This is a genomic window from Streptomyces sp. NPDC048442 (assembly GCF_040651475.1).
GTDB lineage: Bacteria > Actinomycetota > Actinomycetes > Streptomycetales > Streptomycetaceae > Streptomyces.
This window is the reverse complement of the sequence record NZ_JBEZKB010000042.1, coordinates 1-13,002: the sequence shown is the minus strand read 5'-3', so window position 1 is coordinate 13,002 and position 13,002 is coordinate 1. Positions and strand designations below refer to the sequence as shown.

The 13,002-nt window shown below is 71.4% G+C and carries 11 protein-coding genes; 10 read left to right on the top strand and 1 reads right to left on the bottom strand.

The window, feature by feature from the left end:
- Window positions 1-123: 123 nt before the first annotated feature.
- The 6 genes from AB0D18_RS38085 to AB0D18_RS38060 all read left to right on the top strand — a co-directional run bounded on the left by AB0D18_RS38085 (window position 124) and on the right by AB0D18_RS38060 (window position 6,898).
- Window positions 124-447 carry an integration host factor gene (locus AB0D18_RS38085; protein ID WP_018524251.1) on the top strand — a complete coding sequence of 108 codons (324 nt, stop codon included), beginning with the start codon at window positions 124-126 and terminating at the stop codon, window positions 445-447.
- 59 nt (window positions 448-506) lie between these two features.
- A complete protein-coding gene (gene gmk, locus AB0D18_RS38080) occupies window positions 507-1,100 on the top strand; it encodes a guanylate kinase (RefSeq protein WP_362429751.1) in 594 nt (197 codons plus the stop codon).
- Between the two features lie 81 nt (window positions 1,101-1,181).
- Window positions 1,182-1,454: a DNA-directed RNA polymerase subunit omega gene (gene rpoZ / locus AB0D18_RS38075; protein ID WP_028814064.1), complete on the top strand. Its 273-nt coding sequence runs from the start codon at window positions 1,182-1,184 to the stop codon at window positions 1,452-1,454.
- Window positions 1,455-1,572: 118 nt separating this feature from the next.
- Window positions 1,573-2,802 (top strand): bifunctional phosphopantothenoylcysteine decarboxylase/phosphopantothenate--cysteine ligase CoaBC, encoded by a 1,230-nt coding sequence (gene coaBC / locus AB0D18_RS38070; RefSeq protein ID WP_362429748.1) that lies wholly within the window; start codon window positions 1,573-1,575, stop codon window positions 2,800-2,802.
- Window positions 2,803-3,052: 250 nt separating this feature from the next.
- Window positions 3,053-4,261: a methionine adenosyltransferase gene (gene metK, locus AB0D18_RS38065; RefSeq protein ID WP_362429745.1), complete on the top strand. Its 1,209-nt coding sequence runs from the start codon at window positions 3,053-3,055 to the stop codon at window positions 4,259-4,261.
- Window positions 4,262-4,726: 465 nt separating this feature from the next.
- Window positions 4,727-6,898, top strand: a complete 2,172-nt coding sequence (locus AB0D18_RS38060) for a primosomal protein N' (RefSeq protein ID WP_362429743.1) — start codon at window positions 4,727-4,729, stop codon at window positions 6,896-6,898.
- A 563-nt stretch (window positions 6,899-7,461) separates the two neighbouring features.
- On the opposite strand, the gene AB0D18_RS38055 is transcribed toward AB0D18_RS38060, so the two are convergent.
- A complete protein-coding gene (locus AB0D18_RS38055; protein WP_362429740.1) occupies window positions 7,462-8,109 on the bottom strand; it encodes a hypothetical protein in 648 nt (215 codons plus the stop codon).
- Between the two features lie 247 nt (window positions 8,110-8,356).
- Here AB0D18_RS38055 and fmt point away from each other — a divergent pair, with 247 nt between their 5' ends.
- The 4 genes from fmt to AB0D18_RS38035 all read left to right on the top strand — a co-directional run bounded on the left by fmt (window position 8,357) and on the right by AB0D18_RS38035 (window position 12,888).
- Window positions 8,357-9,298, top strand: a complete 942-nt coding sequence (gene fmt / locus AB0D18_RS38050; RefSeq protein ID WP_362429738.1) for a methionyl-tRNA formyltransferase — start codon at window positions 8,357-8,359, stop codon at window positions 9,296-9,298.
- Window positions 9,299-9,330: 32 nt separating this feature from the next.
- The gene (locus tag AB0D18_RS38045) at window positions 9,331-10,791 is read left to right on the top strand and encodes a transcription antitermination factor NusB (RefSeq protein WP_362429735.1); all 1,461 of its coding nucleotides are present in this window, start codon (window positions 9,331-9,333) and stop codon (window positions 10,789-10,791) included.
- Between the two features lie 236 nt (window positions 10,792-11,027).
- Window positions 11,028-11,714 carry a ribulose-phosphate 3-epimerase gene (rpe, locus tag AB0D18_RS38040; RefSeq protein WP_362429733.1) on the top strand — a complete coding sequence of 229 codons (687 nt, stop codon included), beginning with the start codon at window positions 11,028-11,030 and terminating at the stop codon, window positions 11,712-11,714.
- 127 nt (window positions 11,715-11,841) lie between these two features.
- On the top strand, window positions 11,842-12,888 hold the full coding sequence (locus AB0D18_RS38035; RefSeq protein ID WP_362429730.1) for a sugar-binding domain-containing protein: 1,047 nt from the start codon (window positions 11,842-11,844) through the stop codon (window positions 12,886-12,888).
- The last annotated feature ends 114 nt before the right edge of the window (window positions 12,889-13,002 follow it).

Genomic DNA, 13,002 nt, shown 5'->3' with positions numbered 1-13,002 from the left:
TGCCCGCTAGTCTCCGACGAGAGCAAACGCACAGCTCCACCGTGTGTTGCTCACCGAGTGCGGGGCCTTTGGCTTCCACACCCGGTCCGTATCCGACAGTTCGACATCCGAGGTGACGTAGGCGTGGCTCTTCCGCCCCTTACCCCTGAACAGCGCGCAGCCGCGCTCGAAAAGGCCGCCGCGGCTCGCCGGGAGCGGGCCGAGGTCAAGAATCGACTCAAGCACTCCGGCGCTTCCCTCCACGAGGTCATCAAGTCGGGCCAGGAGAACGACGTCATCGGGAAGATGAAGGTCTCCGCCCTGCTCGAGTCCCTGCCCGGTGTGGGCAAGGTCCGCGCCAAGCAGATCATGGAGCGGCTCGGCATTTCCGAGAGCCGCCGGGTGCGTGGTCTCGGCTCCAACCAGATCGCATCCCTGGAGCGTGAATTCGGCGGCAGTGCTGCCTGAGCGCCCCTGCCGGAGGTCCGGCGTTCCCGGCACCCCCGGGAAGCTGGAATAATCGCTCCATGGCTGCAACATCCCGGGGGACGTCCCCCGCACCCCCGGACGTACGTCCGCGGCTGACCGTGCTCTCCGGCCCCTCCGGGGTCGGCAAGAGCACGGTCGTGTCGCATATGCGCAAGGTTCACCCCGAGGTCTGGCTCTCCGTCTCGGCCACCACCCGCAAGCCGCGACCCGGCGAGCGGCACGGCGTCCAGTACTTCTTCGTCACAGATGAAGAGTTCGACAAGCTGGTCGCCAACGGCGAACTGCTGGAGTGGGCCGAGTTCGCGGGCAACCGCTACGGCACCCCGCGGGGCGCCGTCTCCGACCGTCTGGAGGCGGGTGAACTCGTACTCCTGGAGATCGATCTGCAGGGTGCGCGCCAGGTCAAGGAGTCGGAGCCCGACTCCCAGCTGGTTTTCCTCGCTCCGCCGAGCTGGGACGAACTGGTCCGCCGGCTCACCGGCCGCGGCACCGAGTCGCCCGAGGTCATCGAGCGGCGACTGGCCGCAGCCAAGATCGAACTCGCCGCCGAGGCCGAGTTCGACACCACCCTTGTCAACACCTCCGTCGAGGACGTAGCACGCGAGCTGCTAACGTTGATGGAAGTTGTTTGATCTTTGTCCATTTTTTCGGGCGCCCCAGAAGACCGGTCATCCGGGAAGCCGGGTATCCCGGAAGTTTTCGGAAGGTAGAGCGTGTCCTCTTCCATTTCCACGCCCGAGGGCATCATCAACCCGCCGATCGATGAGCTGCTCGAGGCAACTGACTCGAAGTACAGCCTCGTGATCTACGCGGCCAAGCGCGCGCGTCAGATCAACGCGTACTACTCCCAGCTGGGCGAAGGCCTGCTGGAGTACGTCGGTCCGCTGGTGGACACCCACGTCCACGAGAAGCCGCTCTCGATCGCCCTGCGTGAGATCAACGCGGGTCTGCTGACGTCGGAGGCCATCGAGGGCCCGGCGCAGTAGCCATTACCAGCTCAACAGGCAGCACCAGCACCTTCATCACAGGCCCGACGGCACATCCGTCGGGCCTGTGGTGTGTGATGGGTGCGTACGCATCCGATGAACGCGGGGAGCCGTAACTGTGGAGAAGCCGAAGGTCGTCCTGGGGGTCAGCGGCGGCATCGCCGCCTACAAGGCGTGCGAGCTACTGCGCCGGCTGACCGAGTCCGGCCATGACGTACGGGTCGTACCGACCGAGGCGTCGCTGCACTTCGTGGGCGCGGCCACCTGGTCGGCGCTGTCCGGGAACCCGGTCTCCACCGAGGTCTGGGACTCCGTCCACGAGGTCCCGCACGTACGCATCGGCCAGCACGCCGACCTCGTCGTCGTCGCCCCGGCCACCGCCGACATGCTCGCCAAGGCGGCCCACGGCCTGGCCGACGACCTCCTCACCAATACGCTCCTCACCGCCCGCTGTCCGGTGCTCTTCGCCCCCGCGATGCACACCGAGATGTGGGAGCACCCGGCCACCCAGGAGAACGTGGCGACGCTGCGCCGCCGGGGCGCCGTCGTCCTGGAGCCCGCCGTCGGCCGCCTGACCGGCGTCGACACCGGCAAGGGGCGCTTCCCCGACCCGGTCGAGATCTTCGAGACCTGTCGCCACGTTTTGAGGAGGAGCAGTCTGGCCCGGGGCGTGGCGGCGCCCGACCTCACCGGCCGGCACGTCGTCATCAGCGCGGGCGGTACCCGTGAGCCGCTGGACCCGGTCCGCTATCTGGGCAACCGCTCTTCCGGCAAGCAGGGGTACGCCCTCGCGCGCACGGCCCTCGCCCGTGGCGCCCGCGTCACGCTGATCGAGGCGAACACCGGTCTGCCCGACCCGGCCGGCGCCGACATCGTCCGCGTCGGGACCGCCGTACAGCTGCGGGAAGCGGTCCTCAAGGCCGCCGCGGACGCCGACGCGGTGGTGATGGCGGCCGCCGTCGCGGACTTCCGCCCCGAGACGTACGCCACAGGGAAGATCAAGAAGAAGGACGGCGAGGAGCCCGCGCCCGTCGCGCTGGTCCGCAACCCGGACATCCTCGCCGAGGTCGCGGGCGGCGGTACGGGGGAGCGGCTGCGCCCCGGACAGGTCGTCGTCGGATTCGCCGCCGAGACCGACGACGTACTCGCCAACGGGCGCAAGAAGCTCCTGCGCAAGGGCTGTGACCTGCTCGTCGTCAATGAGGTCGGAGAGCACAAGACCTTCGGTTCGGAAGAGAACGAAGCGGTCGTGCTCGCCGCGGACGGTGCGCAGACCCCGGTGCCGTACGGGCCGAAGGAAGCTCTCGCCGACGTCGTGTGGGACTTGATTGCCCCTCGTCTCGGGTAGACCGTTCTCCTCCCTTCTCAGCCGATTTGAGAGCCAGGAATCCCACCAAGACGGGATTTTTTGCCCCTGGCGTCGCTCACTTTCCGTATTGCACAATGCAGTGCCGCGGATCACACAACGGCAATTCGGTGAGACACGTGGTCCACCAGGCAAGAGCGACCGATAAAGTGGAAGCGGATCGACGCCGGGCGCAGCTCCCGGCCGGTCCACCAATGATCAGCCAGCAGCCGCTGCAACCCCAGGGAGCGTTGTGTCCCGTCGTCTCTTCACCTCGGAGTCTGTGACCGAGGGCCACCCCGACAAGATCGCTGACCAGATCAGCGACACGATTCTCGACGCGCTCCTGCGGGAGGACCCGACATCCCGGGTCGCGGTGGAGACCCTGATCACGACGGGCCTCGTGCACGTCGCGGGTGAGGTCACCACGAAGGCGTACGCGCCGATCGCGCAGCTCGTGCGCGAGAAGATCCTCGACATCGGTTACGACTCCTCGAAGAAGGGCTTCGACGGCGCCTCGTGCGGCGTGTCGGTGTCCATCGGTGCGCAGTCCCCGGACATCGCGCAGGGCGTCGACACCGCGTACGAGAAGCGGGTCGAGGGTGACGAGGACGAGCTCGACAAGCAGGGCGCGGGCGACCAGGGCCTGATGTTCGGCTACGCGTGCGACGAGACGCCGGAGCTGATGCCGCTCCCGATCCACCTCGCGCACCGCCTGTCGCGCCGCCTGTCCGAGGTCCGCAAGAACGGGACGATCCCGTACCTGCGCCCCGACGGCAAGACCCAGGTCACCATCGAGTACGACGGCGACAAGGCCGTCCGTCTCGACACGGTCGTCGTCTCCTCGCAGCACGCTTCGGACATCGACCTGGAATCCCTCCTCGCGCCCGACATCCGCGAGTTCGTCGTCGAGCACGTCCTCAAGCAGCTCGTCGAGGACGGCATCAAGCTCGACACCGAGGGCTACCGCCTCCTGGTGAACCCGACCGGCCGCTTCGAGATCGGCGGCCCGATGGGCGACGCCGGCCTGACCGGCCGCAAGATCATCATCGACACGTACGGCGGCATGGCCCGCCACGGCGGCGGCGCCTTCTCGGGCAAGGACCCGTCCAAGGTCGACCGCTCTGCGGCGTACGCGATGCGCTGGGTCGCCAAGAACGTCGTGGCCGCCGGTCTCGCCGCCCGCTGCGAGGTCCAGGTCGCGTACGCGATCGGCAAGGCCGAGCCGGTCGGTCTCTTCATCGAGACCTTCGGCACCGCCACGGTCGACACGGACAAGATCGAGCAGGCCATCGCCGAGGTCTTCGACCTCCGCCCGGCCGCGATCATCCGCGACCTGGACCTGCTGCGCCCGATCTACGCGCAGACCGCCGCGTACGGCCACTTCGGCCGCGAGCTGCCCGACTTCACGTGGGAGCGCACGGACCGCGTGGACGCGCTGAAGAAGGCCGCCGGCCTGTAAGGCGTACACGCTCGGTACACGCTCACGGGTTTCGCTGCGCGACGGCCCCGGACCGCTTGGATGCGGGACGGGGCCGTCGCGCTTTTCGGGTACGCGTACGGCACGCAATGGGCGTGCCCCGCAGGGGGATTCAGCTCTAGGGTGGGGGCAGCCCGGTGCGCAGGCGAGCGGATACTTCCTGGGTGAACACACCCTCGCGGGTTCGAATCCCGCCGCCGGTTTCCTGTCGGGAGCCGGTGTGGCCGAGTGGTCCATGGCACAAGTCGCCCTTCGGGGCGTGAGCCGCTTGCCGCTTTGATCTCGGGCGACTTCTTGGGACGCCTCTTGGGCGGCTGCCCCGGTGGACGATCACCACGGCGGCCAGGGGCTGCACTCCGTCGATCGGGCGGGGCGTGCTCCTGGCGGCGGCGTGCGGGCGGCCGTGGGGACCGTCGGCTGTCAGTGTCGTCTGGTAGGAATTTGGCTGTGAGCAGTGACGATGACCAGCAGCAGGGCGTGCAGGGCGATCCGGGGGACGGGCCGCCCGAGCAGCTTGCGCTGATGCGGGAGTTCCTTCGGGACGAGAAGCAGGTGCCGAAGGCGAAGCCACGGACGTGGCGGGGGGCGCCCTTGGCCGCGGAGCTGCCCGTGGCGCGGGTCATGGTCAACAAGGGGGTGCTGCACCTCGACCGGTATTTCGACTACGCGGTGACCGAGGAGCTGGACGCGGACGCCCAGCCGGGCGTGCGGGTGCGGGTGCGGTTCGGGGCGGGGGCGCACCGGGTGCGGGACGGCAGGCGGGAGGGGGGCGGCCTGATCGACGGGTTCATCGTCGAGCGGGTCGCCGAGTCGGACTACAACGGGCCGTTGGCCGCCCTGGCGCAGGTGGTGTCGCCTGAGCCGGTGCTCAGTGCGGAACTGCTGGGGCTGGCGCGGGCGGTGGCGGACCGGTACGCGGGGAGTCTGGCCGATGTGCTGCAGCTGGCGATCCCGCCGCGGAACGCACGGGCCGAGAAGAAGGATTTCCCGGCTGCGCTGCCTGCGCCCGCCCCGCCCGAGGTGGGGAGTTGGGGGCGGTACGAACAGGGGGCGGCCTTTCTGGAGACGCTGGCCAGGGGCGGTGCGCCGCGGGCCGTGTGGACCGCGCTGCCGGGGCCGTTGTGGGCGGAGGAGATCGCACGGGCGGTCGCCGCGACGCTGGCCTCGGGGCGGGGGGCGATCGTCGTGGTGCCCGACGGGCGGAGCGTGGAGCGGGTGCACGTGGCCCTGGGCGAGGTGCTGGGGGAGGGACGGCATGCCGTGCTGACCGCCGACGCCGGGCCCGAGAAGCGCTACCGGGAGTGGCTTGCCGTGCGGCGGGCTGCCGTGCGGGCGGTGGTGGGGACCAGGTCGGCGATGTTCGCGCCGGTCAGGGACCTGGGGCTGGTCGTGGTGTGGGACGACGGGGACGGCAATCTGAGCGAGCAGCACGCGCCCCTGCCGCATGCGCGTGAGGTGCTGGAGCTGCGGGCCACGCAGGACAAGTGCGCGTTCCTGCTGGGGAGTACGAGTTGCACGGTCGAGGCCGCGCAGCTGATGGAGAGCGGGTGGGCCAGGCCGCTGGCGGCGGGGCGTGAGCAGGTGCGGCTGGCTGCTCCGCTTGTACGGACCGTGGGCGACCAGGAGTTGGCGCGGGACGAGGCGGCGCGGGCCGCACGGCTGCCGAGCCTGGCCTGGCAGACCGTACGGGAAGGGCTGAAGAGCGGGCCCGTGCTGGTGCAGGTGCCGCGGCGGGGGTACGTACCGCGGCTGGCGTGCGAGCGGTGCCGGACGCCGGCTCGGTGCAAGCACTGTGCGGGGCCGCTGGAGGCGCCCGACGCACGGGAGTTGTACTGCGGGTGGTGCGGGCGGACCGAGACGGGCTGGCACTGTGCGGAGTGCGGGTTCAACCGGTTGCGGGCGCAGATCGTGGGGGCGCGGAGGACCGCGGAGGAGCTGGGGCGGGCGTTTCCGGCGGTTCCGGTGCGGACTTCGGGACGGGATCACGTGCTGGATGTGGTGCCGGGAGTGCCTGCTCTGGTGGTGAGCACGCCAGGGGCGGAGCCCGTTGCCGAGGGCGGGTACGCGGCGGCGCTGCTGCTGGACGGGTGGGCCATGCTCGGCAGGCCCGACCTGCGGGCCGGGGAGGACGCGCTGCGGCGGTGGATCGCGGCGGCGTCGCTGGTGCGGGGGCAGGCGGAGGGCGGCACGGTCGTGATCGTCGCGGAGCCGACGCTGAGGCCGGTGCAGGCGCTGGTGCGCTGGGACCCGGTGGGCAGCGCGCAGCGGGAGCTGGCCGAGCGCGCCGAGCTGGGCTTTCCGCCGGTGTCGCGGATGGCGGCGGTGAGCGGGCGCGGGGATGACGTGGCGGAATTCCTGCGGGTGGCGGAACTGCCGGTGGAAGCCGAGGTGTTGGGACCGATTCCGTTGCCGGTGACGGATCCGGGGCGGCCCCGGCGGGCACAGGACCCGCCGGTGGGGGAGCAGTGGGAGCGGGCCCTGGTACGGGTGCCGCCGGGGCGGGGCGCGGCGCTGGCGGCGGCGTTGAAGGTGGCGCAGGCGGCGAGGATGGCTCGGGGGGGGAGTGGAGGGGTGGGGGAGGGGGTGCGGATTCGGGTGGATCCGCCGGATATTGGGTGAGGGGGCCTTGGGCGGCCGGCGGGTGGGTGGGGTGGGCGGGCGGGGTGGGGCTGGGGCGGGGTTCTGTGGTGGGTCCTGCCGCCTCGGGTGGGGCCGTTGGCTCCTGCGAGGCCGTCGCCGGGCTGGGGTGCGCCGCGCAGTGCGTGGGGGCAGGCCCTGCACTCTGTACTGGGGCGCGCCTCCCCATCCTTGCCCCCACCGCTGTGGGCAATCGTTCCGCTGGGGCGGAACGGGTGGGCACAGCGGGACCCCTCGCTCCCCGTAGGAGCACCGCTGCCCTCCCTGGCCCCTGTTCGGCGTGCCGGTGCGGGCGGGAGCGGGCGTGGGCTGGAGCGAGGGGCGTGCTCCGCGTGGGGGCCGCCCCCTTGCCCACCCGTTCCGCCCCCGGGGGCGGCCCCGCTGCCCAAGAGGGCTGGGGGTAAGGGCCGGCTTTTAGGGGCGCGGGGAACTGCGCGACCAGCCACGACGCACCCGCACGATGTCCCCCGCCCGAGAGGTGAGGGGTGGTGGGCGTGGGGGTGCCCCCTGCCGGGGGAGGGCAGGGGGCACTGGTGGGGAGGGGGTTAGCCGTTGCGGGGGCTGGGGAAGGGGCGGGAGTCTTCGCGGAGGGACTGGCTGCTTGCCGTCGGCTGCGGCGGCATGGAGCGGGCGGCGGGAACCGCGGGCAGGATCGCGGGCAGCGTCCGCGTCGCGGCGGGGGCCGTTGCTGTCGCGGTCGATCCGGCCGATCCGTTCGTGGAAGTGGAAGTGGATGTGGATGTGGGGGAGGACGGGGGCGTTGCAGTGGGGGAGGGGACGGGGGAGGCGGACAGAGGGTCCGTTCCGTTGTGGTCCGGGGCGGTTCCGTGCGCGGGCTGTGCCGTCGCCCGGCGGGCGCCGTAACGGCGGTGCACCGCCTGCTTGGTGACCCCGAGCGCCGAACCCACCGCGTCCCACGAGAAACCGAGCGAGCGGTCGAAGTCCACGGCGGCGGTCACCAGGGTCTCGACGCTGTCCCGCAGTTCCTGCGCGAGGCGGACGGTCGGGGCGGGGGCCCGCCCGTACACGACGAAGCCCGTGGAGGGTCCCGAGCGGCGCGGGCGGTAGACGTTGCCCAGCTGGGCGGTGAGGGTACGCAGTGCGTCCACCTGCCGGCGGACCCGCTCGATGTCCCGTACCAACAGGTGCAGGCTGGCCCGCGCTTGGGCGTCATGGGTTGCGTGGTCGGCCATGAAAAAGCCTCTCGAACCGGCGTTGAATGAAGAAGGACGAATGAAGGACGGGGCCGTCAGGTTGACGACCCGTTTCGGTCAATCTCTTTTGACCAACGCGCCACCCGGTGTTGTGGTCACGCTCCAGGGGCGTGTCCGCATATGCGCGGGGCGCACGGACGTGCGTACGCCCCCTCGGGCGGGTCCGGGGTGTCACCCATAGACTGGTGCGCTGCCCGATCGCCGACCGAGAGGCTCGTACACCCCCATGAAGCTCGTCTTTGCCGGCACCCCCGAGGTCGCCGTTCCCGCCCTGGACGCCCTGATCGCCTCCCGGCACGAGGTCGTCGCCGTCGTCACCCGGCCCGACGCCCCCGCCGGGCGGGGTCGCAGGCTGGTCGCCAGCCCCGTCGCCGAGCGCGCGGAGGAGGCCGGGATCGAGGTGCTCAAGCCGGTGAAGCCGCGCGACGAGGAGTTCCAGGCCCGGCTGCGCGAGATCGGCCCGGACTGCTGCCCGGTCGTGGCGTACGGTGCGCTGCTGCCGAAGTCCGCCCTGGAGATCCCCGCGCACGGCTGGGTCAATCTGCACTTCTCGCTGCTGCCCGCCTGGCGCGGCGCCGCCCCCGTGCAGCACTCGGTGATGGCCGGTGACGAGGTGACGGGTGCGTCGACCTTTCAGATCGAGCAGGGGCTGGACTCCGGCCCGGTGTACGGCGTGATCACGGAGGACGTGCGCCCCACGGACACCAGCGGTGACCTGCTGACCCGGCTCGCCTTCGCCGGATCCGGCCTGCTGGTGGCCACGATGGACGGCATCGAGGACGGGTCGCTGCAGCCCGTTCCGCAGCCCCTCGACGGCATCAGCCTCGCCCCGAAGATCACCGTCGAGGACGCCCAGGTCGACTGGAACGCCCCCGCGCTGCGCGTCGACCGCATCGTGCGCGGCTGCACCCCCGCGCCCGGCGCCTGGACCGTCTTCCGCGACGAGCGGCTGAAACTGGTGCAGGCGGGGCTGGCCACGGACCGCACCGATCTCGCCCCCGGCGAGCTGTCCGCGGGCAAGAACAACGTCTACGTCGGCACCGGCTCGCACGCCGTCGAGCTGCTCTGGGTGCAGCCGCAGGGCAAGAAGCCGATGAAGGCCGCCGACTGGGCGAGGGGCGTACGGATCGCCCCCGGTGAGCTTCTGACCAAGGCGGACGTACGCTGAGGGGAACCCCCTTCACTTAAGCGGAGCACCTTTTGAGCGACCAGAAGCCCCAGCAGAGCCGTCCCGCGCGCAAGCCGTACAAGCCGCACCGCAAGCCCCAGAAGGACCCCGTCCGCTTCCTCGCCTTCGAGGCGCTGCGCGCCGTCGACGAGCGGGACGCGTACGCGAACCTGGTGCTGCCGCCGCTGCTGAAGAAGGCCCGGGAGAAGAACGAGGGCTTCGACGGGCGCGACGCCGCGCTCGCCACCGAGCTCGTCTACGGCACGCTGCGCAGGCAGGGCACGTACGACTCGATCATCGCGGCCTGCATCGACCGGCCGCTGCGCGAGGTCGACCCGCCGGTCCTCGACGTGCTCGCGCTCGGCGCCCACCAGCTGCTCGGCACCCGCATCCCCACCCACGCGGCCGTATCGGCGAGCGTGGAGCTGGCGCGGGTGGTGCTCGGCGAGGGGCGTGCGAAGTTCGTCAACGCGGTGCTCCGCAAGATCTCCAAGCAGGACCTGGAGACGTGGGTGGAGCAGGTGGCTCCGCCGTACGAGGACGATGCCGAGCAGCATCTCGCCGTCGTGCACTCGCACCCGCGCTGGATCGTTTCCGCGCTGTGGGACGCGCTGGGCGGCGGCCGGGGCGGCATCGAGGACCTCCTCGAAGCGGACAACGAGCGCCCCGAGGTGACGCTGGTCGCCCGCCCGGGCCGGTCCACCACGGACGAGCTGCTCGACGTGCTGGGCGAGGAGTCCGGGCTGCCCGGCCGCTGGTCGCCGTATGCGGTACGGATGGCCGAGGGCGGCGAGCCGGGTGCGCTGGACGCGGTACGGGACGGGCGTGCGGGCGTCCAGGACGAGGGCAGCCAGCTGGTGGCCGTGGCCCTCGCCAATGCGGCGATCGAAGGCCCCGACAAGCAGTGGCTGGACGGCTGCGCGGGTCCTGGCGGCAAGGCGGCGCTGCTCGCCGCCCTCGCCTCCGAGCGGGGCGCGGCGCTGCTCGCCTCCGAGAAGCTGCCGCACCGGGCGCGCCTCGTGGCGCAGGCGCTGGCCGGGAACCCCGGTCCTTACCAGGTCATCGCCGCTGACGGCACCCGGCCGCCGTGGCTGCCCGGCACCTTCGACCGGGTGCTGATGGACGTGCCGTGCTCGGGTCTGGGCGCGCTGCGGCGTCGCCCTGAGTCGCGGTGGCGGCGTCGCCCTGAGGATTTGGAGAGCTTCGCTCCGCTTCAGCGGTCGCTGCTGCGGGAGGCGTTGAAGGCGGTACGGGTCGGGGGAGTCGTGGGGTACGCGACCTGCTCGCCGCATCTCGCGGAGACGCGGACCGTCGTGGACGACGTGATCAAGGGCAAGGGTGCGGGCAACGAGCCGTTCGAGGTGGAGTGGGTGGATGCGCGGCCGCTGATGCCGGGGGTTTCGGCGTTGGGGGACGGGCCGGATGTGCAGCTTTGGCCGCATGTGCATGGGACGGATGCGATGTACCTGGCGGTGCTGAGGAGGATTGGCTGAGGCTGAGGCTGAGGCTGAGGCTGAGGCGGGGGTGGGCGGGCGCGGTCGTGGGGGCGTGCGGTCGTGAGGGGCGCGGCTCCGCGTGGGGCCGCCCCCTTGCCCACCCGTTCCGCCCCCGGGGGGCGGCCCCGCTGCCCAAGGCGGCTCCGGGGGGATAGGGGCTGGGGGCGGCCCCGCTGCCCAAGAGGGCTAGGGGTTAGGTCGGGGGGCTTGCTGGGGCATGGCAGTCTTGGGGCATGGCAGCGCAGATCAATCCCAGTATCCTGTCCGCCGACTTCGCCCGGCTCGCCGAAGAGGCCAGGGCCGTCGAAGGCGCCGACTGGCTCCATGTCGACGTCATGGACAACCACTTCGTGCCGAACCTCACCCTCGGCGTGCCGATCGTGGAGTCGCTGAGCAGGGCCACGGACATCCCGCTGGACTGCCACCTCATGATCGAGGACCCGGACCGCTGGGCGCCGCAGTACGTCGAGGCGGGTGCCGGTTCCGTGACCTTCCACGCCGAGGCCGCCGCCGCCCCGGTCCGTACCGCGCGCGAGATCCGCGCCAAGGGCGCCCGCGCGTCCATGGCGCTCAAGCCGGCCACGCCCATCGAGCCGTACGAGGACCTGCTCCCCGAGCTCGACATGCTGCTGATCATGACGGTTGAGCCGGGCTTCGGCGGGCAGTCGTTCCTCGACATCATGCTGCCGAAGATCCGCCGTACCCGGCAGCTGATCTCCAAGCACGGTCTGGAGCTGTGGCTCCAGGTGGACGGCGGCGTCTCCGCCTCCACCATCGAGCGGTGCGCGGAGGCGGGCGCGGACGTCTTCGTCGCGGGCTCCGCCGTCTACAACACCGACGACCCGGCCGCCGCCGTACGCATGCTGCGCCACCAGGCCGACGAGACCACGGCCAAGGCATCCTGGGCCTGCGCGCACTGAGGCCCGGGGAACGGCGCCGCAGCAGCGGCACGGTCACGGTAATAAGAAGGCAAAATGAACGTGGGCCCACAGGGCTGATCAAGGTCCGTCACATCTGACAGGATGAACGGCGAACCATTGTGTGAAAGTGAACCAAGGTAAGGAGATCGCGGTGTCTGCGATGTCAGCGGGCCGGTCGGCCATGCGGATGGGACCCGCTGAGCTGGTTCAGGCGGCGGCCATGGCCCGCCGCTTCTACCTTGAGGGCAAATCCAAGATCCAGATCGCCGAGGAGTTCGGCGTCAGCCGCTTCAAGGTGGCCCGGGTCCTGGAGACCGCTCTCGAACGTGATCTCGTACGGATCGAGATCCGCGTCCCCGCCGAACTGGACGCGGAGCGCTCCGACGCCCTGCGTGCCCGGTACGGTCTGCGCCACGCGGTCGTCGTCGAGTCCCCGGCGGACGCCGCCGACGACGCCCCCGATCCGGAGAACCTGGGCGAGGTCGCCGCCGACCTGCTCGGCGAACTGGTCAACGAGGGCGATGTGCTGGGGCTGGCCTGGGGCCGTTCCACCATCCACATGGCCGCCGCCCTGCACCACCTCCCGCCGTGCACGGTCGTGCAGTTGACCGGTGTGTACGACGCGGGGACGGCGGAGCGCGGCTCGGTCGAGGCGGTCCGCCGGGCCGCCCAGGTATCCGGCGGCGAGGCCCACCCGATCTACGCGCCGATGCTGCTGCCCGACCCGGCGACCGCTGCCGCGCTGCGCAACCAGACCGGGATCGCCCGCGCCTTCGAGTACTTCGACAAGGTGACGGTCGCGTGCGTGTCCATCGGCTCGTGGGAGCGGGGCATCTCGACGGTCCACGACATGCTGACGGACGAGGAGCGCGCGCACTACGCCTCGCTCGGGGTCGCCGCCGAGACGTCGGCGCATCTCTTCGACGCGGAAGGCCGCCGGGTCGGCCGTGACCTCGGCGAGCGCTGCATCACCGTCGAGGCGGACCGGCTGCGCCGGATACCCGAGGTGGTCGCCATCGCGGGCGGACTGCGCAAGGCCGCCGCGATCGACGCGGTGCTCCGCTCCGGGCTCGTCACCAGCCTGGTCACGGACACCGCCGCCGCCGACTACCTGCTGAACGCGGGCGGCCCGCCGCCGCGTCCGGCGCTGGACCGGGCGGACCCGGACGACTGATTTCCGTACCTGGACGACTGATTTTCGGTACCTGTACGAGGAAGGGGCGCGCGGTGGTCGGCGGCGTGCGAGGTCATCGCCGGGGTCTCGGTGGTGCAGCGCTCCTGCTCCTTG